General features: G+C 46.8%; 25 protein-coding genes, 1 tRNA gene and 3 rRNA genes. 17 read left to right on the top strand and 12 right to left on the bottom strand.

Annotation, left to right across the window (positions count from 1 at the left end; all coding sequences use genetic code 11):
• From rrf to F6J94_RS01420, 5 genes are all read right to left on the bottom strand, one after another.
• Positions 1-68, bottom strand: a 5S ribosomal RNA gene (gene rrf / locus F6J94_RS01440); the annotation flags it as partial.
• 188 nt (positions 69-256) lie between these two features.
• Positions 257-3,131, bottom strand: a 23S ribosomal RNA gene (locus F6J94_RS01435).
• Positions 3,132-3,254: 123 nt separating this feature from the next.
• Complete coding sequence (locus F6J94_RS01430; RefSeq protein WP_293036127.1) at positions 3,255-3,389, bottom strand: hypothetical protein; 135 nt, start codon at positions 3,387-3,389, stop codon at positions 3,255-3,257.
• Positions 3,382-3,455, bottom strand: a tRNA-Ile gene (locus tag F6J94_RS01425). The genes F6J94_RS01430 and F6J94_RS01425 overlap by 8 nt, the downstream gene beginning before the upstream one ends.
• Before the next feature lie 113 nt (positions 3,456-3,568).
• Positions 3,569-5,057 (bottom strand): 16S ribosomal RNA (locus F6J94_RS01420).
• A gap of 371 nt (positions 5,058-5,428) precedes the next feature.
• Here F6J94_RS01420 and F6J94_RS01415 point away from each other — a divergent pair.
• From F6J94_RS01415 to F6J94_RS01400, 5 genes are all read left to right on the top strand, one after another.
• Entirely contained in the window at positions 5,429-5,617 is a 189-nt protein-coding gene (locus F6J94_RS01415; protein WP_293036123.1) for a hypothetical protein, read from the top strand.
• 443 nt (positions 5,618-6,060) lie between these two features.
• Positions 6,061-6,615, top strand: a complete 555-nt coding sequence (locus tag F6J94_RS01410) for a glycine--tRNA ligase subunit alpha (RefSeq protein WP_367142145.1) — start codon at positions 6,061-6,063, stop codon at positions 6,613-6,615.
• Positions 6,616-6,760: 145 nt separating this feature from the next.
• Positions 6,761-7,060: an element excision factor XisH family protein gene (locus tag F6J94_RS34080; RefSeq protein ID WP_364302047.1), complete on the top strand. Its 300-nt coding sequence runs from the start codon at positions 6,761-6,763 to the stop codon at positions 7,058-7,060.
• Positions 7,044-7,202: an element excision factor XisH family protein gene (locus tag F6J94_RS34075; RefSeq protein ID WP_366511346.1), complete on the top strand. Its 159-nt coding sequence runs from the start codon at positions 7,044-7,046 to the stop codon at positions 7,200-7,202. Before F6J94_RS34080 ends, F6J94_RS34075 begins: the two co-directional genes overlap by 17 nt.
• Positions 7,190-7,531 carry a XisI protein gene (locus F6J94_RS01400; RefSeq protein WP_293036120.1) on the top strand — a complete coding sequence of 114 codons (342 nt, stop codon included), beginning with the start codon at positions 7,190-7,192 and terminating at the stop codon, positions 7,529-7,531. Before F6J94_RS34075 ends, F6J94_RS01400 begins: the two co-directional genes overlap by 13 nt.
• A gap of 29 nt (positions 7,532-7,560) precedes the next feature.
• Here F6J94_RS01400 and F6J94_RS01395 read toward each other — a convergent pair whose 3' ends face one another.
• Positions 7,561-7,812, bottom strand: a complete 252-nt coding sequence (locus F6J94_RS01395; RefSeq protein WP_293036117.1) for a hypothetical protein — start codon at positions 7,810-7,812, stop codon at positions 7,561-7,563.
• 1 nt (position 7,813) lies between these two features.
• Here F6J94_RS01395 and F6J94_RS01390 point away from each other — a divergent pair, with 1 nt between their 5' ends.
• From F6J94_RS01390 to F6J94_RS01380, 3 genes are all read left to right on the top strand, one after another.
• A complete protein-coding gene (locus tag F6J94_RS01390; protein ID WP_269086982.1) occupies positions 7,814-8,014 on the top strand; it encodes an SUMF1/EgtB/PvdO family nonheme iron enzyme in 201 nt (66 codons plus the stop codon).
• 8 nt (positions 8,015-8,022) lie between these two features.
• Positions 8,023-8,670, top strand: coding sequence for an SUMF1/EgtB/PvdO family nonheme iron enzyme (locus tag F6J94_RS01385; protein ID WP_293036114.1), 648 nt, complete (start codon positions 8,023-8,025; stop codon positions 8,668-8,670).
• 406 nt (positions 8,671-9,076) lie between these two features.
• Positions 9,077-10,075, top strand: a complete 999-nt coding sequence (locus tag F6J94_RS01380; protein WP_293036111.1) for a haloacid dehalogenase-like hydrolase — start codon at positions 9,077-9,079, stop codon at positions 10,073-10,075.
• Between the two features lie 191 nt (positions 10,076-10,266).
• Here F6J94_RS01380 and trpA read toward each other — a convergent pair whose 3' ends face one another.
• From trpA to ndhL, 3 genes are read right to left on the bottom strand one after another with little or no spacing between them, the layout of a single operon-like run.
• The gene (gene trpA / locus F6J94_RS01375) at positions 10,267-11,064 is read right to left on the bottom strand and encodes a tryptophan synthase subunit alpha (protein WP_293036107.1); all 798 of its coding nucleotides are present in this window, start codon (positions 11,062-11,064) and stop codon (positions 10,267-10,269) included.
• A 14-nt stretch (positions 11,065-11,078) separates the two neighbouring features.
• Entirely contained in the window at positions 11,079-11,444 is a 366-nt protein-coding gene (locus F6J94_RS01370; protein ID WP_293036103.1) for a DUF3007 family protein, read from the bottom strand.
• A gap of 30 nt (positions 11,445-11,474) precedes the next feature.
• Entirely contained in the window at positions 11,475-11,741 is a 267-nt protein-coding gene (gene ndhL, locus F6J94_RS01365) for an NAD(P)H-quinone oxidoreductase subunit L (protein WP_267876526.1), read from the bottom strand.
• Between the two features lie 628 nt (positions 11,742-12,369).
• On the opposite strand from ndhL, the gene F6J94_RS01360 reads away from it, so the two are divergent.
• Positions 12,370-12,492: a hypothetical protein gene (locus tag F6J94_RS01360; protein ID WP_293036100.1), complete on the top strand. Its 123-nt coding sequence runs from the start codon at positions 12,370-12,372 to the stop codon at positions 12,490-12,492.
• On the opposite strand, the gene F6J94_RS01355 is transcribed toward F6J94_RS01360, so the two are convergent.
• Positions 12,493-12,651: a hypothetical protein gene (locus tag F6J94_RS01355; RefSeq protein ID WP_158069820.1), complete on the bottom strand. Its 159-nt coding sequence runs from the start codon at positions 12,649-12,651 to the stop codon at positions 12,493-12,495. It lies immediately after the preceding gene.
• A gap of 353 nt (positions 12,652-13,004) precedes the next feature.
• Between F6J94_RS01355 and F6J94_RS01350 the strand changes: the two genes are divergently transcribed.
• The 8 genes from F6J94_RS01350 (at position 13,005) to F6J94_RS01315 (ending at position 18,947) form a co-directional block, all read left to right on the top strand.
• Positions 13,005-13,538 carry a bleomycin hydrolase gene (locus tag F6J94_RS01350; RefSeq protein ID WP_075904201.1) on the top strand — a complete coding sequence of 178 codons (534 nt, stop codon included), beginning with the start codon at positions 13,005-13,007 and terminating at the stop codon, positions 13,536-13,538.
• Positions 13,539-13,642: 104 nt separating this feature from the next.
• Entirely contained in the window at positions 13,643-14,137 is a 495-nt protein-coding gene (gene cpeA, locus F6J94_RS01345) for a class 1 C-phycoerythrin subunit alpha (RefSeq protein WP_075904203.1), read from the top strand.
• A 195-nt stretch (positions 14,138-14,332) separates the two neighbouring features.
• On the top strand, positions 14,333-15,613 hold the full coding sequence (locus tag F6J94_RS01340) for a HEAT repeat domain-containing protein (RefSeq protein ID WP_293036091.1): 1,281 nt from the start codon (positions 14,333-14,335) through the stop codon (positions 15,611-15,613).
• Between the two features lie 154 nt (positions 15,614-15,767).
• The gene (locus F6J94_RS01335; protein WP_293036087.1) at positions 15,768-16,616 is read left to right on the top strand and encodes a Uma2 family endonuclease; all 849 of its coding nucleotides are present in this window, start codon (positions 15,768-15,770) and stop codon (positions 16,614-16,616) included.
• A gap of 207 nt (positions 16,617-16,823) precedes the next feature.
• Positions 16,824-17,357 carry a phycocyanin subunit beta gene (locus F6J94_RS01330; protein ID WP_293036084.1) on the top strand — a complete coding sequence of 178 codons (534 nt, stop codon included), beginning with the start codon at positions 16,824-16,826 and terminating at the stop codon, positions 17,355-17,357.
• Between the two features lie 75 nt (positions 17,358-17,432).
• Positions 17,433-17,921, top strand: coding sequence for a bleomycin hydrolase (locus F6J94_RS01325; RefSeq protein WP_075904211.1), 489 nt, complete (start codon positions 17,433-17,435; stop codon positions 17,919-17,921).
• Positions 17,922-18,169: 248 nt separating this feature from the next.
• The gene (locus tag F6J94_RS01320) at positions 18,170-18,307 is read left to right on the top strand and encodes a hypothetical protein (protein ID WP_293036075.1); all 138 of its coding nucleotides are present in this window, start codon (positions 18,170-18,172) and stop codon (positions 18,305-18,307) included.
• Positions 18,308-18,323: 16 nt separating this feature from the next.
• Positions 18,324-18,947 carry a HEAT repeat domain-containing protein gene (locus tag F6J94_RS01315; protein ID WP_293036069.1) on the top strand — a complete coding sequence of 208 codons (624 nt, stop codon included), beginning with the start codon at positions 18,324-18,326 and terminating at the stop codon, positions 18,945-18,947.
• Between the two features lie 131 nt (positions 18,948-19,078).
• Here the strand turns inward: F6J94_RS01315 and F6J94_RS01310 are convergent, their stop codons facing one another.
• Together F6J94_RS01310 and F6J94_RS34070 are read right to left on the bottom strand one after the other, a co-directional pair.
• A complete protein-coding gene (locus F6J94_RS01310) occupies positions 19,079-20,188 on the bottom strand; it encodes a hypothetical protein (protein ID WP_293036063.1) in 1,110 nt (369 codons plus the stop codon).
• A gap of 219 nt (positions 20,189-20,407) precedes the next feature.
• The gene (locus F6J94_RS34070; RefSeq protein WP_367142144.1) at positions 20,408-22,234 is read right to left on the bottom strand and encodes a phycobilisome rod-core linker polypeptide; all 1,827 of its coding nucleotides are present in this window, start codon (positions 22,232-22,234) and stop codon (positions 20,408-20,410) included.
• Between the last annotated feature and the right edge of the window lie 74 nt (positions 22,235-22,308).

The raw sequence follows: 22,308 nt of genomic DNA, 5'->3' as shown, positions 1-22,308 counted from the left end.
CGCAGCTACGTTTCACCTCCGAGTTCGGGATGGGGTCGGTGTGGTTCCGTAGCGCTATAAGCACCAGGAAGGTAGAATGGGCATCTAAGGTGGAATGGGCATCTTGCCCGTTTTGCCCGTTCTGCTTCCGAACCATTAAGATTGCATAGCTAGTGTCGTAGAATGGGCATCTTGCCCGTAAAAGCCAAATTTCGATGAAGGTAGAATGGGCATCTAAGGTGGAATGGGCATCTTGCCCGTTTTGCCCGTTCTGGTTATGGTCAAGCCCTCGGTCAGTTAGTACGTCTCGGCTTCATCTATTACTAAACTTCCACCTAACGCCTATCAACAGCTGTTCTCGCTGTGACCTTACCTCCTTAACAGAGTGAGAGTACTCATCTTGAGGTGGGCTTCCCACTTAGATGCTTTCAGCGGTTATCCTCTCCGCACTTGGCTACCCAGCGTTTACCGTTGGCACGATAACTGGTACACCAGCGGTGCGTCCCTCCCGGTCCTCTCGTACTAAGGAGGGCTCCTCTCAATACTCTTACGCCTGCACCGGATATGGACCGAACTGTCTCACGACGTTCTGAACCCAGCTCACGTACCGCTTTAATGGGCGAACAGCCCAACCCTTGGGACGTACTTCCGCCCCAGGTTGCGATGAGCCGACATCGAGGTGCCAAACCTCCCCGTCGATGTGAACTCTTGGGGGAGATCAGCCTGTTATCCCTAGAGTAACTTTTATCCGTTGAGCGACGGCCCTTCCACTCAGTACCGTCGGATCACTAAGGCCGACTTTCGTCCCTGCTTGACTTGTTGGTCTCGCAGTCAAGCTCCCTTCTGCCTTTGCACTCTTCGGCTGATTTCCAACCAGCCTGAGGGAACCTTTGCGCGCCTCCGTTACCTTTTTGGAGGCGACCGCCCCAGTCAAACTGCCCACCTGAAACTTTCCCCGAACCGGCTTACGGTCTCAGGTTAGAATCCTAGCTTCGTCAGAGTGGTATCTCACCGTCGGCTCCCATGCCCCCACGAGGGCATGTTCTTCACCTCCCACCTATCCTGCGCAGACCAAGCCCGAACACAATCCCAGGCTACAGTAAAGCTTCATAGGGTCTTTCTGTCCAAGTGCAGGTAGTCCGTATCTTCACAGACATTCCTATTTCGCCGAGCCTCTCTCCGAGACAGTCTCCAGATCGTTACGCCTTTCGTGCGGGTCGGAACTTACCCGACAAGGAATTTCGCTACCTTAGGACCGTTATAGTTACGGCCGCCGTTCACCGGGGCTTCGGTCGCTAGCTACGGCGAACCTCACCAGCTTCCTTAACCTTCCGGCACTGGGCAGGCGTCAGCCCCCATACTGCGTCTTGCGACTTCGCGGAGACCTGTGTTTTTGATAAACAGTCGCCTGGAGCTCTTCACTGCGACCACCTCTCGGTGGTACCCCTTCTCCCGAAGTTACGGGGCCATTTTGCCGAGTTCCTTAGAGAGAGTTACCTCGCGCCCCTTAGTATTCTCTACCACCCCACCTGTGTCGGTTTCGGGTACAGGCATGACCAGTCTATGAGACTTCGGGCTTTTCTGGGAAGCCTGACTGCCATCACTTCCCCGCCTTAGCGGGTCGGACTCACCACTCAGCTCAGAACGTTTTCTCCGTTCCTCTTCACCTCGTTGGCTTGCACCGGGACTACCATTCCCCGGCTGATAGTTAGCCTTCTCCGTCCCCCGGTCTCAACTGCTCATGGTACGGGAATGTTAACCGGTTTTCCATCGACTACGCCTTTCGACCTCGCCTTAGGTCCTGACTAACCCTCCGTGGACGAGCCTTCCAGAGGAACCCTTAGGGTTTCGGGGCATTGGATTCTCACCAATGTTTTCGCTACTCAAGCCGACATTCTCACTTCTAAGCTGTCCACACCTGCTTGCCGCTAGTGCTTCTCCCTACTTAGAACGCTCCCCTACCGATATTTCTATCCCACAGCTTCGGCATCGTCCTTAGCCCCATTCATTTTCGGCGCAGGAGCGCTTGACCAGTGAGCTATTACGCACTCTTTCAAGGATGGCTGCTTCTAGGCAAACCTCCTGGTTGTCTTTGCACTCCCACCTCCTTTCTCACTTAGGACGCATTTTGGGGCCTTAGCTGGTGGTCTGGGCTGTTTCCCTCTTGACAATGAAGCTTATCCCCCACTGTCTCACTGGTTGGGACTACACCTGGTATTCTTAGTTTGTCTCGATTTGGTACCGCTCTCGCAGCCCGCACCGAAACAGTGCTTTACCCCCAGGCTTTTCCCAACCGCTGCGCCTCAACGCATTTCGGGGAGAACCAGCTAGCTCCGGGTTCGATTGGCATTTCACCCCTAACCACACCTCCTCCGCCGATTTTTCAACATCGGTCGGTTCGGACCTCCACTTAGTGTCACCCAAGCTTCATCCTGGACATGGTTAGATCACCCGGGTTCGGGTCTACAACCAGTGACTAGCGCCCTTCTCAGACTCGCTTTCGCTTTGGCTTCGAGTTTCTCCCTCTTAACCTGCCACTGGCTGTAAGTCGCCGGCTCATTCTTCAACAGGCACACGGTCAGACGTTTAATCGTCCTCCCATTGCTTGTGGGCTAACGGTTTCAGGTTCTATTTCACTCCCCTCCCGGGGTTCTTTTCACCTTTCCCTCGCGGTACTGTTTCCCTATCGGTCACACAGGAGTATTTAGCCTTACGAGGTGGTCCTCGCTGATTCACACGGGATTCCACGTGCCCCGTGCTACTCGGGATCCAGCTGCAAACTTTCCACTTTCGACTACAGGACTTTCACCTTCTCTGGTGCAGTATTCAGCTGCTTGATCTAGTTTTCAGTTTCCGTTATGCTGTCCCACTACCCCACCAGCAATTGCTGATGGTTTAGGCTGTGCCCCTTTCGCTCGCCGCTACTGAGGGTATCGCTTTTGCTTTCTTTTCCTCCAGCTACTAAGATGTTTCAGTTCGCTGGGTTCGCTCGTTCTGACCTATTGATTCAGTCAGCCGTTTTTGGGTTGCCCCATTCGGAAATCTCCGGATCTCTGCTCGTTTCCAGCTCCCCGAAGCTTATCGTCGGTCACCACGTCCTTCTTCGCCTCTGTGTGCCTAGGTATCCACCGTTAGCCTTTTGTAGCTTGACCATTTTTGTTCTTTTTTACCGCTTACTTCACAGGCTGGAAGCCTGTTCCACTGTTTCGCTCGCGGCTCGACTTTTTGGCTTTTCTACACTTAGCTATGCAATTTTCTTGGTTCTTTACTGGACTTTAAGCCCAGCATCCTGAACTGGCTTTTACCATGTCCCGGTGCTGTTCTTTTTGACAGTATTTTTGGTTTTGGCCTTGAGCACGCTCTTGGCTTTGATTGCTTACCGCCTGAGCTTTTATTAAGATGTGGGCCATCCTGGACTCGAACCAGGGACCTCACCCTTATCAGGGGTGCGCTCTAACCACCTGAGCTAATAGCCCATTACCGAACCTAAAATAGTTTGAGAGCCTAGTCTTCTACCCTTCGACCTCGGTTGACCTGATTCCCGCTCTTGCACCTTTGGCTTCGAGTCGGTCTCAGTCGGTCTCCCTGAAAAGGAGGTGATCCAGCCACACCTTCCGGTACGGCTACCTTGTTACGACTTCACCCCAGTCACCAACCCTGCCTTCGGCATCCCCCTCCCATACGGGTTAGGGTAACGACTTCGGGCGTGGCCAGCTTCCATGGTGTGACGGGCGGTGTGTACAAGGCCCGGGAACGGATTCACCGCCGTATTCTGACCGGCGATTACTAGCGATTCCTCCTTCATGCCGGCGAGTTGCAGCCGGCAATCTGAACTGAGGCCAGGTTTGATGAGATTAGCTCCCCCTTGCGAGTTGGCTGCCCATTGTCCTGACCATTGTAGTACGTGTGTCGCCCAGGGCGTAAGGGGCATGCTGACTTGACGTCATCCCCACCTTCCTCCGGTTTGTCACCGGCAGTCTCTCTAGAGTGCCCACCTGAAGTGCTGGCAACTAAAAACGAGGGTTGCGCTCGTTGCGGGACTTAACCCAACATCTCACGACACGAGCTGACGACAGCCATGCACCACCTGTGTTCGCGCTCCCGAAGGCACTCCCAGCTTTCACCGAGATTCGCGACATGTCAAGCCCTGGTAAGGTTCTTCGCGTTGCATCGAATTAAACCACATACTCCACCGCTTGTGCGGGCCCCCGTCAATTCCTTTGAGTTTCACACTTGCGTGCGTACTCCCCAGGCGGGATACTTAACGCGTTGGCTTCGGCACAGCTTGGGTCGATACAAGCTACACCTAGTATCCATCGTTTACAGCTAGGACTACTGGGGTATCTAATCCCATTCGCTCCCCTAGCTTTCGTCCCTCAGTGTCAGGTTCAGTCCAGTAGAGCGCCTTCGCCACCGATGTTCTTCCCGAAATCTACGCATTTCACCGCTACACCGGGAATTCCCTCTACCCCTACTGCCCTCTAGTTCCTCAGTTTCCACTGCCTGCCCAGAGTTAAGCCCTGGTCTTTAACAGCCGACTTGAGGTACCACCTACGGACGCTTTACGCCCAATAATTCCGGATAACGCTTGCATCCTCCGTATTACCGCGGCTGCTGGCACGGAGTTAGCCGATGCTTTTTCCTCAGGTACCGTCACTTTCTTCTTCCCTGATAAAAGAGGTTTACAACCCAAAAGCCTTCCTCCCTCACGCGGTATTGCTCCGTCAGGCTTTCGCCCATTGCGGAAAATTCCCCACTGCTGCCTCCCGTAGGAGTCTGGGCCGTGTCTCAGTCCCAGTGTGGCTGCTCATCCTCTCAGACCAGCTACTGATCGTTGCCTTGGTAAGCCTTTACCCTACCAACTAGCTAATCAGACGCGAGCTCCTCTTATGGCAATAAATCTTTCACCTCTCGGCACATCCGGTATTAGCCACTGTTTCCGGTGGTTGTCCCCGACCCTAAGGCAGATTCTCACGCGTTACTCACCCGTCCGCCACTCCCCCGAAGGGGCGTTCGACTTGCATGTGTTAAGCATACCGCCAGCGTTCATCCTGAGCCAGGATCAAACTCTCCATGGTACTCAAGTTGTTTTTTTTCTCTTCACCAGACTCTCAGTCAACCGTTACGGTTAACACGAGACCCGGTTCGGAATTTTAGGTTTTAGTTTTGGCCAATCTGTCCTATAATGAGGTCAGATTAACCTGAAAATTTCTTGACGAGTAGCGACCGTATATTGGCTCTCAAACTATAGATTTTTCTTGGTTCGGGGCGGTGCGGTGCGCTTGGCTTTCCTCATCGCCATTTACTAATGTAAAGGGTAAAAAAGCGTTTGTCAACCTAAAACCGAAACTTTTTTGGGAATGAATCATTGAAGCCTAGGTATGGCAAGGGTTTTAGAATTTAAAAATTTTTTTTTTGAATCGGTTGACGAGGTCTGATCAGGGGAAGAATGGGACGCTCTCAGGTCACAGGGGTGGGTTCGTTAGATTTGGGTCGGGAGTCGGAACCCACCCCTAACCCCTCCCAGGAGGGGTTAGGGAGTCGGGAGTCGGGAGAATTATTCGGTAATTATTGTGTATTTAGATACATACCTGAACAGGGGCGTGTCGGTTGGTCGTTTAAGTGCAGCTTGGGATAACTACTCCGATGCTTCCCAGTGAAACGGGAAATTCACCTGGATTTACACTAATTGTCCGGTTACGTCTAGGATTAATCGGTAAGTAGTGGCTGTTCCCATTCAGAAGCAAGATTAGTGAACAGCCCTTTGCACTGGCACCATGAAATCCATTGTTGAACAACTTACTAAGCTAGCTCTGACAAGGCATTTGCGCCAGAATAAATTATAGGGATGCAGGGTGGTCTTGGGGATAAAATGGCTTCATTATGGGGTTTAACCCATTAGCAACTGGCCTAGTTTCCACGGGGCTTACAAGGTGCGTTTACTTAGTGTCTCTGTTCGTGCAGCGTCTCCAAAGGAGAAAGGAGAATCACGGCGTGACCGACACCGCCCCTGGCCACTCGCCCTTTGGATCAAGAAATGTCTTCGCCATAAGTTACCGTTACCAAACACTGGAGGTGTAAGTGAATTTTCAATCAGTAATTGCAACATTGAATCAATTCTGGGCAAAACATGGTTGCTTGATTGCCCAGTCCTACGATACCGAGAAAGGAGCAGGGACCATGAGTCCTCATACATTCTTGAGAGCTATTGGTCCAGAACCCTGGTCAGTTGCTTATGTTGAACCATGCCGAAGACCCACCGATGGACGCTACGGCGAAAACCCGAATCGCTACCAGCACTACTACCAATACCAAGTACTGATCAAGCCGTCACTGAATAATATTCAAGACATTTACCTAGATTCCCTCAAAGCTTTAGGTATTTGCCCTGAAGACCATGACATTCGCTTTGTTGAAGACAATTGGGAATCTCCTACCCTGGGGGCTTGGGGAGTTGGCTGGGAAGTCTGGTTAGATGGCATGGAAATTACCCAATTTACCTACTTCCAACAGTGTGGTGGCATTGATTGTCGTCCTGTACCCATTGAGATCACCTATGGTTTGGAACGATTAGCTATGTATCTCCAGGAAGTAGGTAAATTGGGTAATTTCCATGCANTAACACAGCTAAAGTAGTAGAATATATTTTTGGTAAAAACCTTAATTGACAAGGGATTTAGGGATTTTACTAAAGCACCATTTTAGCTGTGTTAGTCCACTACTCATTATAATGGTTCCCCTTTGTTGCGGTAAGCATCCCGCTCACTATTGAAGGATAATAGTGCTAGAAGTTGTAGAAAAAGTAATGGCTGCCAAAGACCTATTCCATGATGCTGTAAAAGAAGCACTCCAAAAAGACGATTGGATTATCACAGCAGATCCCCTAAAAATTAAGATTGAGGGAGTTAAGCTTGAAATAGATTTAGCAGCAGATAAAGTTATAGCAGCTCAAAAAGCAGAACGAAAAATAGCAGTTGAAATAAAAAGTTTCCTCAATACTTCGGCAATTACCGATTTTCATGCTGCACGCTTTTCAATTTTTAAACTATCGCCTAGCATTACAAATGAGCGAATCAGATAGAATACTTTATCTGGGAGTTCCTGTTGATACATTTGAATCATTATTCCAAGAAAAATTGCCCCAAGAAGCCGTTAAGGTTGATCAAGTAAAATTACTCATATACAATCCTGTTGAGGAGGTAATAATTCAATGGAAAAATTAGAAAAGTACCGATTAATAATTCGCCAATTATTAACTAATCATGCCAGGTTAGAAGCGACTAATTCAGATTCAGAGATTGAAGGTCAACTTATTTTTGACACAGAACATGACCATTATCAACTTCTAGATATCGGCTGGGATGGACTCAAACGAGTTTATAACTGTTTCATCCATTTAGATATCAAAGATGGTAGAATTTGGATTCAGCGAAATATGACAGAAGCTGATTTGGCACAAGATTTGGTGGAAATGGGTATACCAAAAGACGATATTATTCTCGGTTTACATCCCAGTTATAAACGTCCTTACACAGGCTATGGAGTGGCTTAGTGATATTCAGCTTATGGGCTATGGGCACGCTACTTGAGGTGCCATTGGTCTTTGGGCAACGCCTGATAGCTGAACGGATCGCTGACCGCTAAATGCCTACGTACTAATAGCTTTTCTGACTCAACAATGAACACTCCTTGGTTAAAATCACTTCTATTCAAACTTTTCCTCAGTTTCCTGACAGTATGCCTAGTCCTTGGCACTGCCACACAAGTCAAGGCATCTCCCACGGTAAATAGCTGCCCTGAAGGTATGACCTTAATCCCTGGCGGTACTTTCAAGATGGGTTCCGACGTTTACTATCCTTCCGAGCGCTCTGCCGAAGATGTTACCGTTGAGAGCTTCTGCATCGATAAATACGAAGTCACTAATGCCGAATTTGCCAAATTTGTCAAGGAAACTGGTTATATTACAGTAGCAGAGCGTCCCCTCTCCTCCGAACAGTTTCCGGACTTAACAGAGGAGCAACGGGCACCTTCCTAGTCTTTCAGATGCCGGACAATGGGGTTAGACCAGTGGGTTACCTGAGCTGGTGGAAGTGGACTCCTGGGGCTGACTGGCGACATCCCTTTGGTCCAAAGAGCGACATTAAGGGTAAAAAGAACTATCCCGTCGTCCATGTTGCCTATGAAGACGTTCAAGCCTATGCTAAGTGGGCAGGGAAGTCAGTACCCACAGAAGCCCAATGGGAATATGCTGCTCACGGTGGAATGGATGATGCCACCTACAGCTGGGGTGAGCAATACTCGGCCCAGAAGGCGAATACCTGGCAAGGATTCTTCCCCTTTTTCAACACCAAAGCTGATGGTCACACCGGCACTGCACCTGTAGGTTCTTTTGAACCAAATGGTTATGGTTTGTATGACATAACTGGTAATGTCTGGGAGTGGACTTCAGATTGGTATAGCATCGGTCACAATGGCAAAGCCCACAGCCTTAATCCTACAGGACCTAATCAAAAAGAAAGCTTCGACCCGAGAGAACCGGGTGTTGCTAAACATGTAATTAAAGGCGGGTCTTACCTGTGTGCTCCTAATTATTGTAGTCGCTATCGTCCTGCTGCTCGGGAGTCTCAATCACCGGATACAGGAACGACTCACATTGGATTTAGGTTAGTTAAGCCTGATAATTTTTCCTAAATCTGAAAAAATTATATAGCATTTATTCAAAGTCCCCCTTTTTAAGGGGGATTTAGGGGTATCCCTTTGTACCTCATGGGAAAGACAATTGCTATAGAATTGATTATTTGCTTGGTTACTCTCCTGATTGAAATGAGATAGAACATTATTGGTTTCCGATTAAAAACCAACGGAGAAAGTCACGTGGTACGATTGAAGATTTACGAGAGGGAGTAGACATGGCTGTTCCGCTAACCTCCTAATCTATAATTCGACTGCTATAACCCTGTTCTAGGAAACATTTTTGTGTCTTGGAACAGGGTTAACTAATGGGAAAAGATTATATTGACAAGATTGGTTTAGTCGGTAAAAATAGCCTTGTTTGCCTTGAAGCGGATCAGCAATTACACCCGATAAATCTTAGGTCATGAAAAAAAGAACGTTTTTAGTTTTCCTGTCGATTCTCTTATCAGTGTTTTACCTAGGAGGCTTTGTCCGATGTGCCCCTGCTGCTGCGGACTATGACCCCTTACTGTCTTGGAATCAGGGTGCGGCTAAGCAAACGATTGTTAACTTTGTACAAGAGGTTACCAATCCCAACAGTGATAACTACGTTCGTCCTAGCGATCGCATCGCCACGTTTGATAATGATGGAACCCTGTGGACTGAAAAACCCACAACTATTCAGCGGTTATTTATCCTAGAACAGCTAGGTAATCCATTGCCAGATTTCAAAGAACTTGCTTCTTTAAGTCAAAAGGATGTAATCCTAGACGATCTTCAACTCCAGGGAATGACAACAGAAGACTATCAACAGAAGGCTAGGGAATTTTTGGATAACTCAAAGCATCCAGACTTTGGAGTTCCATACATAAAGGTGACTTACCAGCCCATGGTTGAACTGGTCAACTATCTCAGGAGTAATGATTTCAAGGTCTATATTTGCTCTGGGGGGGGGATTGATTTCATTCGCTCCTATGCCGAAGATGCCTACGGTATTCCCCCTGAAAACATCATTGGTAGTAGCATCCAAACCGAGTTTATCACCAAAGACGATGGATCCCATGTCTTGGTTCGGAAGCCAGAACTGGTGCAACCCATTAATACTAAAGGAGGTAAAGTAGTGGGGATTGAGCGCTACATTGGTAAAAAACCAATTATCACAGTTGGTAATTCCGATGGTGATTTAGAAATGCTTCAGTACACTGACGAGCAAGACGGTCCAGCTTTGATGATGCTGGTTCACCACGATGATCCCCGGGAATATGTCTACGATACAGGTGCGGAGAATGCTCTTCGGGAGGCCGACGCTCGTGGTTGGACAGTTATCAGTATGAAAGAGGATTTCGTAACAGTGTTTGGAAACGAAATTGATATAGCAAAGGGAACAGGGAACAGGGAACAGGGAACAGGGAGTAGGAAGTAGGGAGTAGGGAATATGGCATCAAAATTCTCTCAATTCCTACACGGATTGCTATAAATCCCAGAAAGAATTTCAATCCGAGAACCTATCTGGATATGAAACAGAAGCTAAATACGAACGATTAATCTGCTCAGTAGTTTCTGATCCGTATCCTAGACCGTGACAGTAAATGCCAAGCCCTAGGATCCATGGCTTCACTCCGTAATTGCTAATTTCAGGCTTTGGCAAAAGTCCCCAATGGCTGACAAGCCTTCTGATGGCGTCCCATCTGCCAAACGTTTTACTATAGCACTACCCACAATCACTGCATCTGCACCCCAATCTTTGACCTGCTTAGCTTGTTCTGGCTGGGAGATACCAAAGCCAACCCCGATTGGCTTATCGGTTAGACCACGCATCTGATTGAGTAAGTCTTGTACCCGTGATTGCAGCTGAGTTCTCATCCCGGTGACACCGGTAACACTGACTAGGTAAATAAAGCCCTGAGACTGTTTAGCGATCGCTTCAATCCGTTCTGTTGGTGAAGTTGGTGCCACTAACAATATCACTTCAATCCCAAGCTCTGCTGCAGGTTTGAGCAATATTTGAGCTTCTTCCAGGGGTAAGTCAGGCACCACTAAGCCTTTCGCCCCCACTTCAGCAATCTGCTCTAAAAAGGAATTAATCCCTCGGTTGAGAATGGGATTGTAGTAGGTAAATAGGACAATTGGCGCTTGTAACTCTGGGCTAACTTCCTTTACCATTGCCAGAACATCATCCAACTGCACACCTTTTTGTAATGCTCTAGTCGCAGCAGCATGGATAGTTGGACCATCGGCCAAGGGGTCGGAATAGGGTACTCCCAATTCAATGATGTCAGCACCGGATTGGTCGAGTACCCGCAAGGCTTTGGCTGTGGTTTCTAAATCGGGATCCCCAGCGGTAATAAAAGGAATCAGAGCACACTGGGAGTTAGATCTCAGGGATCCGAAGCAATCGGAAATGTTTGTCATTGGTCATTCGTCATCTAGTTTTGCCCCTGCCCCTCCTGCTTAAGGGGGGATATGGAGGAATCGTCCTGTGCCTTGGTCAAACGCTTTTCCTGTTCCACCTCTGCTTGGAGTTGGGCAAGTTCTTCTGGTGTCATTTCTTCGAGTCGCTTTTGCAGGACAGCATCTTTATAGTCTTTCACCTGCTGGTTATAGGTCATGGTTTGGGTCAGGGCTCGAAACAGGTAGGTTAGCACCCACCCAACTAACCCCCCAACCAAGAGGACTTGACTCCAAATCCCGGCTTGGATGTGATCGTACCCAGCAAGCTGAAAGATCAAGTAGGCTATGCCGCCAGTAGCAAAGATACCAAGGGCAATTCCAATCGCGTCAATTCGTCGCATGAATTACTAATGATCGCTTAAGTGACTGACTTACCCTTGTGGCTGACGCCGCTTGGGGCGGAGGTTTAAGATTGGACTGAAGAGTAATAAACCTGGAAAGAATAAGAAGACCATGAAGTACATGAAGCCTCGCTCAAAGGAGCTAGCAACGTACCACCGTTTCTGTAGGTAGAGATAGATGGCGAGAGGGAATACCAATAAGTAGGCTCCTGCCAGAGACAGGTATAGTATCGCAGTAATCATAGAATTTTGGTTTAGGACACAGAAGACAAAAATGCGTTCGCGTAGCGTGACCATTTGCTTCGCTTAGCGTGGCCCAAAGGCCAAGGTCAATCGCTCAACCCTACTATACTACCTTAGGTCGAACATGCTGCCCTGTGTTCCCCCAGAGGCAGACTTTGCCCCATCCTAAAAATTTCAAAAATTTCAATACTATACTTGCATAGTAGCCCCAGTTCATGGTTAAATAGAAAACAGTGAAATCACAGTGGTTGATGGGTAAACGCAAACCCACCGCTATGTGATATCAACCAGGGGGCGTGGCGGAATGGTAGACGCTACGGACTTAAGGAAATTGAGCACTGATGGAGAAATCTGTCATGTGAATGCTCTCAAACTCAGGGAAACCTAAGTCTGGTCAAAGATAAGGCAATCCTGAGCCAAGCCGGGAAAACCTCTCGGAAGGTGCAGAGACTCGACGGGAGCTACCCTAACGTAAAGCCGAGGGTAAAGAGAGAGTCCAATTCTCAAGAGCCAGCTATGGCAGTAGCGAAAGCTACGGGAGAATGAAAATCCGTTGACCTTAAACGGTCGTGTGGGTTCAAGTCCCACCGCCCCCATATTTACGTACGACAGAGATATTTTCAGAGCAGGGAAACAGGGTTTGGTGATTAATTAGATTAATCAGCCGAACAAGAGGAAATTAATGATTAACCCAGCAGCGGACTATGATTCCCCCTGGAAAGACACCCTGGAATGGTACTTTGAGCCCTTCATTGCCCTGTGCTTTGCCCACATTCATAGTCAAATCAATTGGTCTCGTTTATAGCTAAGCTATCAGCTGTTGGCCAAGGCCAATGGCTGATAGCTTAATGCTTACCAATTGCTTGAGGTACTTTCGTCCTGGGTTGCGCGGGAGTAGGTAGTAGGGAGTAGGGAAGTCAGAAGAGGGAACTTCGGAAGTGGAAAAAAATCCTGTGAACCTCATAGCTATGAGAAACGCTATATATATATAGCCCTATTGCCATCGTCAACAGTAGACGCACTATGGTCAAGGGAGGTATTTTTCCAAAATGATTTAGGTTTTCAATATCAGCGCTAGCATATATCACAGCTAAGTTCCTGTAATTATTAAGTTTTGTATATAACTGCCGAGTCGGTTAACTGACTCCTGTGTGATCGACTGGTGACCTTGTAACGAATATTACAAATTATTACTTTGTTGTTAATAAATGAGACTGCGGTTCCGATTATCCTCTAATGTTCATATTGAGCTGGTCAAAGATAAATAACCAGCAAGATAGCAAACTAGTTAAGTACCTTTAATTTAAGGAGATTTCAATGCTTGACGCTTTTTCCAGAGCTGTAGTTACAGCAGATAGCAAAACCGCATGTCTAGGTGCTGGAGACCTGGCTGCTCTCAAAGGCTTTATTGCTGATGGTAATAAGCGCCTTGATATTGTAAACATTATCGCCAGCGACGCCAGCTGCATCGTTTCCGACGCTATTTCTGGCATGATCTGCGAAAACACTGGTTTGATTCAAGCTGGTGGTAACTGCTACCCCAACCGCCGCATGGCTGCTTGCTTGCGTGATGGTGAAATCATCCTCCGCTACGTGACCTATGCCATCTTGGCTGGTGATGCTTCTGTACTAAGCGACCGCTGCCTGAATGGTCTGAAGGAAACCTACAGCGCTCTGGGTGTACCCACCACCTCCACAGCTCGTGCTGTTGGAATCATGAAAGCTGCTGCAGTTGCTTTCGTTAACAACACCGCTAGCCAGCGCAAGTTTGAAGTAACTTCTGGGGATTGTTCCTCCTTAGCTTCTGAAACTGCTGGTTACTTCGATGCAGTAGTTGCTGCTATCAGCTAGTCTTTCCCTTTTGCCTAAGATAACCAAGCTCCTGCCAAAGCGAGCTGGGGAAGCCAAAAGCTAAGTATAATCTTTGTCAAAACCCATTCAGGAGATATATAAGAATGAAATCAGTTATAAGCACAGTTGTTACTGCTGCCGATGCTGCAGGTCGTTTTCCTAGCAGCTCTGACCTTGAGTCCGTTCAAGGTAGCCTACAGCGGGCTGCTGCTCGTATGGAAGCTGCTGAAAAGCTAGCAGAAGGCATTGATAAAGTAACCAAAGAAGCTGGTGATGCTTGCTTTAAGAAGTATCCTTACCTAAAGGAATCTGGTGAAGCTGGGGATTCTCAAGTCAAGATTGACAAGTGCTACCGCGATCTTGGTCACTACCTACGCTTGATCAACTACTGCTTAGTTGTTGGCGGTACTGGTCCTCTAGATGAGTGGGGTATTGCTGGTCAGCGTGAAGTTTACCGTTCTTTGAACCTACCTACCGGTCCGTATGTAGCAGCTCTTGAGTTCACTCGCGATCGCGGTTGTGCTCCTCGTGACATGTCTGCTCAAGCTTTGGTTGAGTACAAAACTTACCTTGACTATGTAATCAACTCCTTGTCCTAAGGAGATCACGGTGAAAATCCGTCGCTGATTGACTAATATTTCGATCAGCACCTGGGGACTCTTAGTACGTTGCTTTGCCTGAATTGGTTGAGTACCGTCGAAGAGTCCCCTGATTGTTTTGGGGAGTTAGGGGGGCAAAACTAACTAAACTTCGTAAGTCCTATTGTTAATTTCTAAATCACCACTAAATCACTGATGGATAAACGTTTTGCAAATATATTTAATTTGACCGAAGATCAAGCGATCGCACTTTTAAAAACACCCTTAGACCAGTTAGAAGACCAATCTGATCGCTATCTGGCTGCATCCCATTTAATTAACTTTCCCACCGAGCGGTCAATCAATGCCCTGATGGAAACGGTGCAAGACCAAAACTCAGAACTGTACCATCGTATCGCTCGACGCAAGGCAGTGGAAAGTTTAGGTCGTCTGAAAGCCTCTGTAGCCCTACCCATCATTCGCTCATGTCTAGGGGATGAGGATTGTTACACTGTGGAAAATGCGGTCTGGGCAATTGGGGAAATTGGCACTCAAGATCCGGAAATTCTTGAAGAAATTGCCCAGCTGCTGGAGAAGCCAGGTCAGACTTATCGGGTGATTATCCAAACTCTGGCAGCACTAGACTATAAACCAGCCCTTGAGAAGATTAAGACCTTTACTAAATCTGATAATGAACCCATAGCCAGTGCTGCGATCGCAACGGTTTGTCGGTTCACAGGGGATACCACCGAGATGCACAAAGTGATGGCATTCCTAGAACACTCTAGTGTCAATGCCCGACGAGCTTGTATTCAAGACCTGATTGATGCCCGATACTACCAAGGAATTCCTAAAATTGCGACCTGTCCCATTTCCATGGTCTTTCGAATACGAGGAATTCGCCTCTTGGCCGAGGCTGGGTTGCCAGCCGGTGATATCACCTTTGAGGATATCGAACCATCACTCGATCAAGTGATTCGTGATCATCCTGATCACCTAGAGCTGGTTCATGAATATGACCAAATGCCCAGTTTAGACTTCTTGATTAACGAGCTATACCACACAGATTTTGGGCGATGTTATCTAGCCAGTAAGACTCTGCTCAAGTTATCTCCAGAAACTGTTGCTGACGCCCTACTTGCTACCTATGCTGACAAAGCCCATAACGATTATGGTGCTCACTACCATGTTGTCAAACTGTTGGGCTGGCTGAAATACGCCGATGCCTACGATTTGATAGTGGAAGCCCTACACAATAAAGCACCCCAGTTTCAGAAATCCCGTGCTGCTGCTGCTATTGCCTTGGGTAATTTAGGAGATGAACGGGCAATTCCCTTACTCAAAGACAGCCTCAATACCAATATTTTCGACTTGAAATATGCCAGTTTAATCGCATTAGAGCAGTTTGGGGATACCAGTGGTCAAGGTCTGGCAGCTAATGATTCAGATTGGTTGATTCGGGAGAAAGCAGTTACTAAAGTGGTTACTAGTCATTAGCTATTAGGATTAGTCATTAGTCACCTTGGAAGAGCATCTTTAGTGTACTAAGCACTAATACCATGCTCTGGTAATTGGTAATTGGGATCGCCTATCACACGCTTTGCAGCCAGGATAATATAGAGATTATCACCGCCATAGTCTAGGCCAGATCATGACTGAGACAGTACCTCGAGTCAAATTACCTCCTCCCTTTCCTGACCACACCCAGCTACCGGAGTCAGATGGAACATTTGTGAAAAACTTTCAAGAGCATCCCCAAAGCATAATTCTAACGGATTCGATTGGAGAGATATTACAACAGCGACATCCTGATGGAGAATATGCTATTGGGCAAGACTGTGGTATATACTGGCGAGAAACTGACCCACCTGAGAAAGGAGCCGAAGCACCTGATTGGTTCTATGTTCCCAATGTCCCTCCTCAGCTAGATGGTAAAATTCGTCGCTCCTATGTGGTGTGGCGGGAACATATAGCACCATTAATTGCATTAGAATTTGCCAGTGGCAATGGGGATGAAGAACGGGACAAAACCCCGTTATCCCTCTCGACTCAAGGAGAAGTAACTAAGCCAGGGAAGTTTTGGGTATATGAGCAAATTATCCGAATTCCCTACTATGGTATTTATCAAATAAACAACGGCTCTCTTGAAGTCTATACCTTGGTCAGTGGGTTTTATCAGAAATTAACCCCTAATGAACGAGGGCATTATTATATTTCACCCTTGGGTGTAGAACTAGGCTTATGGCAAGGAAGTTATCAAAATCAAACTCAACTGTGGCTAAGGTGGTGGGATGAGGAAGGAAATCTGTTGCTGATTGGTGATGAACGAGCTGTTCTAGAAAGGGAAAGAGCTGAACAAGAGCGACAACGTGCTGAACAAGCAGAGTCTATGGTGGAGGAGGAGCGCCAAAGAACTCAAGCTGCTTTAGCAAGAGCGGCTCGGCTGGCTGAGCAGTTACGAGCAGCAGGTATTGACCCTGATCTTGAGGATACCATTTAGCACTTAACCAAACAGTTAAAGGTTTATTGATACAAAAGTATACAATTAGACCGATAGACGGAAATTTTTGTAATGTTTTGTTGCTTTGTTTCTCATAAATGGGACTAGAGTGTCAAACAGCTTTTATCGTCTAAATTGGTTAGTCAATTCATGAATGACAAGACCAATAATTTTAATTAAGTCCTTGTTATTGATAAGGAGATTTTAATGCTAGACGCTTTTTCAAAAGCCGTAGTTGCTGCCGATGCCAAAGGTGGATTTGTTGGCGGTGGTGATTTAGACGCTCTGAAGGGATTTATTGCTGATGGCAACAAGCGCCTTGATGCTGTGAATTTTATCGCTAGCAATGCTAGCTGTATCGTTACTGATGCGGTTGCTGGTATCGTTTGCGAAAGCTCTGGTTTAGTTGCTCCCGGTGGCGGTGTTTACACCAACCGCAAGATGGCTGCTTGTCTACGTGATGGCGAAATCATCTTGCGTTATGTGTGCTACGCCGTTCTGAGCGGAGATAGTTCTGTACTGACTGACCGCTGCTTGAATGGTCTTAAGGAAACCTACGCTGCTTTGGGCGTCCCCACTGGTAATACTACCCGGGCTGTTGCCATCATGAAGGCTGCTGCTGTGGCTTTTGTTAACAACACTGCATCTCAACGCACAGAGTCTGTTACTAGCGGTGATTGTGCCTCTTTGGCTGCAGAAGTCGGTAGCTACTTCGATGCAGTCGGCAGTGCTATTAGCTAGTCTCCCTGCTCAGGAGAATTTCAATTACACTGACCTTTTGCCGAAATCAATTTTAAGACAGGAGATATCTTAATTATGAAATCAGTGTTAACCACTGTTGTTGCTTCCGCTGACCTAGCAGGTCGGTTTCCTAGCGCTTCTGACCTAGAATCAGTTCAAGGCAGCTTACAACGTTCTGCTGCTCGTATGGAAGCTGCTGATAAGTTAGCAGGTAACTACGACGCTGTAGCTCAAGAAGCTGTTGATGCTATCTATAAAAAGTTCCCTAACGGCAGTGGTCGGGACATCGATGCAGGTACTCAGAAAGAAAAGTGCAAGCGTGACATCGTTCACTACCTGCGTTTGATCAACTATTGCTTAGTTGTTGGTGGTACTGGTCCTCTGGATGAGTGGGGTATTGCTGGCGCTCGTGAAGTCTACAAAGCCTTAGGTATCGATGCTGCTACCTATGTTACTGGTTTGACCTTCCTCCGGGATCGTGGCTGCGCTCCTCGTGATATGTCTGCCCAAGCCTTGGTTGAATACCGCATTTATCTTGACTATGTAATCAACTCCATGTCATAGAATTATCGCGATCCACTGTCTGTAGTGGCTAGCTGCCTCTAGTACTTTCGACTAAAGGGGTATCTTAGCAAAGTGCTGTGCCTGAAACAGGTTCAGCACTTTCCTAAGAACCCCTTCGTTATTGTTATCGAAGCTACTGACCATTTTTGAATGGTCGCGAAGCGATTGACTCCTGGATCAAGTTGGTTATGTCGAACTCAGGTTATAGACTGATGTCTACTAATCTTTGTATAGCATTTTCCATAGTTATGAGGTACACCGGATGGTTTCCCGATTCCCGATTCCCGATTCCCGATTCCCGATTCCCGATTCCCGATTCCCTGTTCCCTATTCCCTGTTCCCTAAAATCAAAAAATTGTGTACCTCACCTAATTGAAAACCGCTAGATACTGATATCTACTAATGTCTACAGAAGAGTTATATCAACAATTAAAAAATAAAAATCCTAGACTCAGAGAAAGAGCCATGCGGCAGATTGCAGCAGAGCGCACCGAGAATACTATTTCTGAGTTGATGGCAATTTTGGGTGATGAGGATGTGGTTTATCGGCGAGCAGCAGTGCAAACTCTCGGTGTGATTGGTCTTGATGCTGTACCGGTATTGGCAGAAACCTTAACAACTAGTGAAAATAACACCGTACGGGCTAGCTGTGCAAAAGCCCTGGCTGCGATCGCTCTTAATTACTCAGAAGAAACCTTCCCAACTGTCGGGTTGCAGAGTCTACAAAAAGCCCTCAAAGACCCAGATCCTGTTGTCAAAATATCGACAGTAGGCGCACTGGGAACTATTGGGCCACCCGCTTTTGAAGCCCTAGTAGCTGCTTTGGACATCGACGATATTGCCCTTCAAGTTACTGTGCTACAGGCTCTAGGTTCCTTAGGGGATGAGAGAGCTATGGAAGTGCTATCTGCTGCCGCTGAGAATCAGGAAGCCGACCCCTATATCCGAGAATCAGCAGCTAGTTCGATATCACGCTTGGAACAGATTATCAACTTTGGTTCATCCAGGAAAGCATCTCGAGAATAATAGCAATAAGAATACTAGAATAAGACTATTATTTGTTGTCATTGAAACCAAAAATTATCCCCAAAACTATCAACAAAGGAAGCCAGGGGACTTGACATCATTATTGAATTATTGATGCTTTCGGGCACTAGCTAAAACAATCTTCGGCTACGCCTCTTATTCAACTCTGCTTTGCCAAGGGTTGCCCAACGCTTTAACTCAACAATTTGTTTTTGTAAAGTGGCGATACGCTCCTCTTGCTCTTGATTATGCTGTTTCAAAGACTCATAACTCTCAGTAGGTTGATTAGCCGGAGATTGTTGTTTAGACAACTGATGCTCTAACTCAGCAATACGCTTCCCTTGGTCTTGAGTTTGCTGCTGTATAAACTGATTACTTTCTACTTGTTGCGCCGCCTGGGATTGTTGGTCAGCTAACTGCTTCTGTAATTTCTTAACCAGATTAGATTGCTCTTTAGCCTGCTGTTGTAAAGACTGATAGCTTTCGGTTTGTTCAGCAGTTTCAGATTTTTGGTCTGCTAACTGCTTCTGTAATTTATTAACCAGATTAGATTGCTCTTTAGCCTGCTGTTGTAAAGACTGATAGCTTTCTGTCTGTTCAGCAGTTTCAGATTTTTGGTCAGCTAGTTGCTTCTGTAATTTCTTAACCAGATTAGATTGCTCTTTAGCCTGCTGTTGTAAAGACTGATAGCTTTCTGTCTGTTCAGCAGTTTCAGATTTTTGGTCAGCTAGTTGCTTCTGTAATTTCTTAACCAGATTCCCTTGCTCTTGTGCCTGCTTTTGTAAAGACTGATAGCTTTCGGTCTGTTCAGCAGTTTCAGATTTTTGTTGAGCTAACTTCTGCTGTAAGTCTTCAATCAAATTAGCTTGCTCTTTAGCCTGCTGTTGCAAAGACTGGTAATCTTCTTGGGATACACCAGAACCACCAGGCTCAGACACATCAGCTTGTAGCGGTTGCTTACCCTCTATAACCTGAATCTTGGTTTTAGATGTTGTAGTTCCATTGTTGGAGGATGTTTCCTTAGCCTCCGGTGGATTTTCCAGGGCAATGGTCATACTTGCCTGCTGGCATGCGATCGCAATATTACCTCTGGCGATACGCTCAATTAGTTCCGAGCGGGACAATCCAGTATTCTGAGCCATCTGAGTCAACAAGCCAATGCCTGTAGGGGTCAGGGATATCCCCACCTTGGACTTACTTTCTGAATACTGGCTAGCAGTTTTACGGCTTTTCTTGGCCATTGGCTTTTCCTCCGGATCGGCTATTTAAAGTCTATATATTTTACTGTTAAAAGTACCTCGTTAAAAGCTTTATTTAGAAGCTTTTGTTCAAAGCTTGTATTTCCCAGCTATTTGTTGAGGGTTGACCGCTGTCATTCAACTCTCAACAGTCAACCCTCAACAACCTAAACATTTCTATGGCAACTGGCCATAGAGCTAATAGCAGCTCTAATCACTACTCTAATAACTACGAGGACGCCACTTATTCAACTGGGTTTCTGCAATCATAGCTAAACGGCGCTGATCAGCAATCTTTTCTTGTAAGGTGGCAATTTCCTGGGCCTGTTTTTCAGACTTTTGTTGCAGAGCTTCATAACTGTCTGGCTCTACAGTCGCTGCTGCCATGGGGATTTGGGCTGCAATGCTGGTGAAACCACTACCACCATTGCTCGAAGAACTGTAAGACTGCCATTTGCTATACTGTGATTCTCCAAAGCTAGCCAATGGTCGTAAGTCTGCCAGCTGTTTCTGCAAGGTTTCCAGCAGTTCTTCTTGTTCTTGGCATTTCCGTTCGATGGCTTGATACGCTTCTGAGCGTTGTTTGTCAGCTTCTGGGGGAGCTTCCTTCGGTTGGATTTTAGGCTTGAGTACTTCATCCAATAAGGCTTGGATATCAGTAACTGGGGCTTGCCCAAGGGGATTATTGTAAATAATCGATTTATTCAGCCTTGGTGGATTCCCTGACAAATTGTCTTTATCAGAGCTAGAAACGCTAGGCATCAGCACCAACATGTTAGTAAACCCAAGCAGCTTTTTGCCGGTTTGGGTTTTATAGCCCCGGTAAAAGGGTACAACATTCTCCCCAAAAACCTCTTGGTACTCGTCACTATCGATATAGGAATCAATATCCGCCTCGAAACCTCCTTCATCCAGTACTTGGCTGTGATAGAAGGTCTCCGAGTAGTCATCAGGAGCACGACCGAGCAAATGCTTAAAATTCAGCTCAATTGACCGGTAGCGGGGACAGATATCGAAAAACCTGGACCGATACAACTCTGACTTGGCAACCTGACGCACAAACTCACGGACAGTGATTTCCCCCCGCTTGATCTGGGATTCCGGGACAGTCAGCCGTTCACTCTCCATAACATGGGCATTTCCCAAAACCTGACGATAAACTGCTCGAATCACCGTCTCGATTTCTGCTTCTGAGCGACCTGGCCACAGCTCAATCGGATCAATTTCTTCCCAGGCTTGATACTGGCGTTGCCAGGTTTGAGTCGTGTTTTGCAGGAGTTTTTCAGCTTCTGTGAGAATCTTAGGTGCTTTTTGAGTTTCTGTGGCACTTGCTGCTTGGGGTTTATTGAGACCTAGAACATTAGCCAGGAGTTTATTGATATCAGTAGGTTTTACTACATCACCAGCTCCAGAAAGCGGCTCCATATTACTGGGACTATTGGTCATCAGGAACTGATTCAACCGAGACCAATTCCCCCGCCAAACATTGGGTTTATCGCTACCAGGTGCACCACGCAACAGTTTTAAGAGATGGGTAAATCCCACTGTACTCTTGCCTATTTGGGTTTTGTAGCCCCGATAATAGGGAACCTGGTTTTCCCCAAAAGCCAGCTGGTATTCTTCGCTATCGATATAAGAATCGATTTCAGTCTCATAACCACCTTGATCAAGCATCCTTGTATGCTCAATAATTTCCTCATAGCTTTCAGGAGCTCGACCAAGGAGATGCTTGAAATTCAACTCAATGGCTCGGTTACGAGAGCAACTGTCGAAAAATCGGGAGTAGTAAAGCTCAGATTTAGCCACTTGCCGCACAAATTCCCGGACAGAAATTTCTCCGTTTCTGAGTTGGGATTCGGCAACAGTGAGCCGCTCACTCTCCATGACATAGGTATTCCCCAACACTTGCCGATAGACAGCCCGAATCACAATTTCTATTTCTTCTTCAGAATGACTAGGCCACAGTTCAACTGGGTCTGTTTCCTGAAATGGTGCCACCCCTAATTGCGAGGCGCGTGTTAGTACAGGGTTGATAAAACCAATTACCATTTAAAAGACCTCCAAATGCCTTGTTGTTAAATGTTGTTAATTAAAGTTAATAAACAACTAATATAAAAACTTGC

It is taken from the genome of Moorena sp. SIO1F2 (assembly GCF_010672755.1).
In the GTDB taxonomy this organism is placed as follows: domain Bacteria; phylum Cyanobacteriota; class Cyanobacteriia; order Cyanobacteriales; family Coleofasciculaceae; genus Moorena.
Note: the sequence above shows the minus strand (reverse complement) of the source record. Positions and strands in the feature narration are given on the sequence as shown.

What these genes read in the sequence shown, in the direction of transcription:
- F6J94_RS01430 (WP_293036127.1), bottom strand. Translation starts at nt 3,389, where the DNA reads ATGGCCCACATCTTAATAAAAGCTCAGGCGGTAAGCAATCAAAGCCAA.
- F6J94_RS01415 (WP_293036123.1), top strand. Translation starts at nt 5,429, where the DNA reads ATGGGACGCTCTCAGGTCACAGGGGTGGGTTCGTTAGATTTGGGTCGG.
- F6J94_RS34075 (WP_366511346.1), top strand. Translation starts at nt 7,044, where the DNA reads ATGAGCGAATCAGATAGAATACTTTATCTGGGAGTTCCTGTTGATACA.
- F6J94_RS01400 (WP_293036120.1), top strand. Translation starts at nt 7,190, where the DNA reads ATGGAAAAATTAGAAAAGTACCGATTAATAATTCGCCAATTATTAACT.
- F6J94_RS01390 (WP_269086982.1), top strand. Translation starts at nt 7,814, where the DNA reads ATGGGTTCCGACGTTTACTATCCTTCCGAGCGCTCTGCCGAAGATGTT.
- F6J94_RS01385 (WP_293036114.1), top strand. Translation starts at nt 8,023, where the DNA reads ATGCCGGACAATGGGGTTAGACCAGTGGGTTACCTGAGCTGGTGGAAG.
- F6J94_RS01380 (WP_293036111.1), top strand. Translation starts at nt 9,077, where the DNA reads ATGAAAAAAAGAACGTTTTTAGTTTTCCTGTCGATTCTCTTATCAGTG.
- trpA (WP_293036107.1), bottom strand. Translation starts at nt 11,064, where the DNA reads ATGACAAACATTTCCGATTGCTTCGGATCCCTGAGATCTAACTCCCAG.
- F6J94_RS01370 (WP_293036103.1), bottom strand. Translation starts at nt 11,444, where the DNA reads ATGCGACGAATTGACGCGATTGGAATTGCCCTTGGTATCTTTGCTACT.
- ndhL (WP_267876526.1), bottom strand. Translation starts at nt 11,741, where the DNA reads ATGGTCACGCTACGCGAACGCATTTTTGTCTTCTGTGTCCTAAACCAA.
- F6J94_RS01360 (WP_293036100.1), top strand. Translation starts at nt 12,370, where the DNA reads ATGATTAACCCAGCAGCGGACTATGATTCCCCCTGGAAAGACACCCTG.
- F6J94_RS01355 (WP_158069820.1), bottom strand. Translation starts at nt 12,651, where the DNA reads ATGAGGTTCACAGGATTTTTTTCCACTTCCGAAGTTCCCTCTTCTGAC.
- F6J94_RS01350 (WP_075904201.1), top strand. Translation starts at nt 13,005, where the DNA reads ATGCTTGACGCTTTTTCCAGAGCTGTAGTTACAGCAGATAGCAAAACC.
- cpeA (WP_075904203.1), top strand. Translation starts at nt 13,643, where the DNA reads ATGAAATCAGTTATAAGCACAGTTGTTACTGCTGCCGATGCTGCAGGT.
- F6J94_RS01340 (WP_293036091.1), top strand. Translation starts at nt 14,333, where the DNA reads ATGGATAAACGTTTTGCAAATATATTTAATTTGACCGAAGATCAAGCG.
- F6J94_RS01335 (WP_293036087.1), top strand. Translation starts at nt 15,768, where the DNA reads ATGACTGAGACAGTACCTCGAGTCAAATTACCTCCTCCCTTTCCTGAC.
- F6J94_RS01330 (WP_293036084.1), top strand. Translation starts at nt 16,824, where the DNA reads ATGCTAGACGCTTTTTCAAAAGCCGTAGTTGCTGCCGATGCCAAAGGT.
- F6J94_RS01325 (WP_075904211.1), top strand. Translation starts at nt 17,433, where the DNA reads ATGAAATCAGTGTTAACCACTGTTGTTGCTTCCGCTGACCTAGCAGGT.
- F6J94_RS01320 (WP_293036075.1), top strand. Translation starts at nt 18,170, where the DNA reads ATGAGGTACACCGGATGGTTTCCCGATTCCCGATTCCCGATTCCCGAT.
- F6J94_RS01315 (WP_293036069.1), top strand. Translation starts at nt 18,324, where the DNA reads ATGTCTACAGAAGAGTTATATCAACAATTAAAAAATAAAAATCCTAGA.
- F6J94_RS01310 (WP_293036063.1), bottom strand. Translation starts at nt 20,188, where the DNA reads ATGGCCAAGAAAAGCCGTAAAACTGCTAGCCAGTATTCAGAAAGTAAG.
- F6J94_RS34070 (WP_367142144.1), bottom strand. Translation starts at nt 22,234, where the DNA reads ATGGTAATTGGTTTTATCAACCCTGTACTAACACGCGCCTCGCAATTA.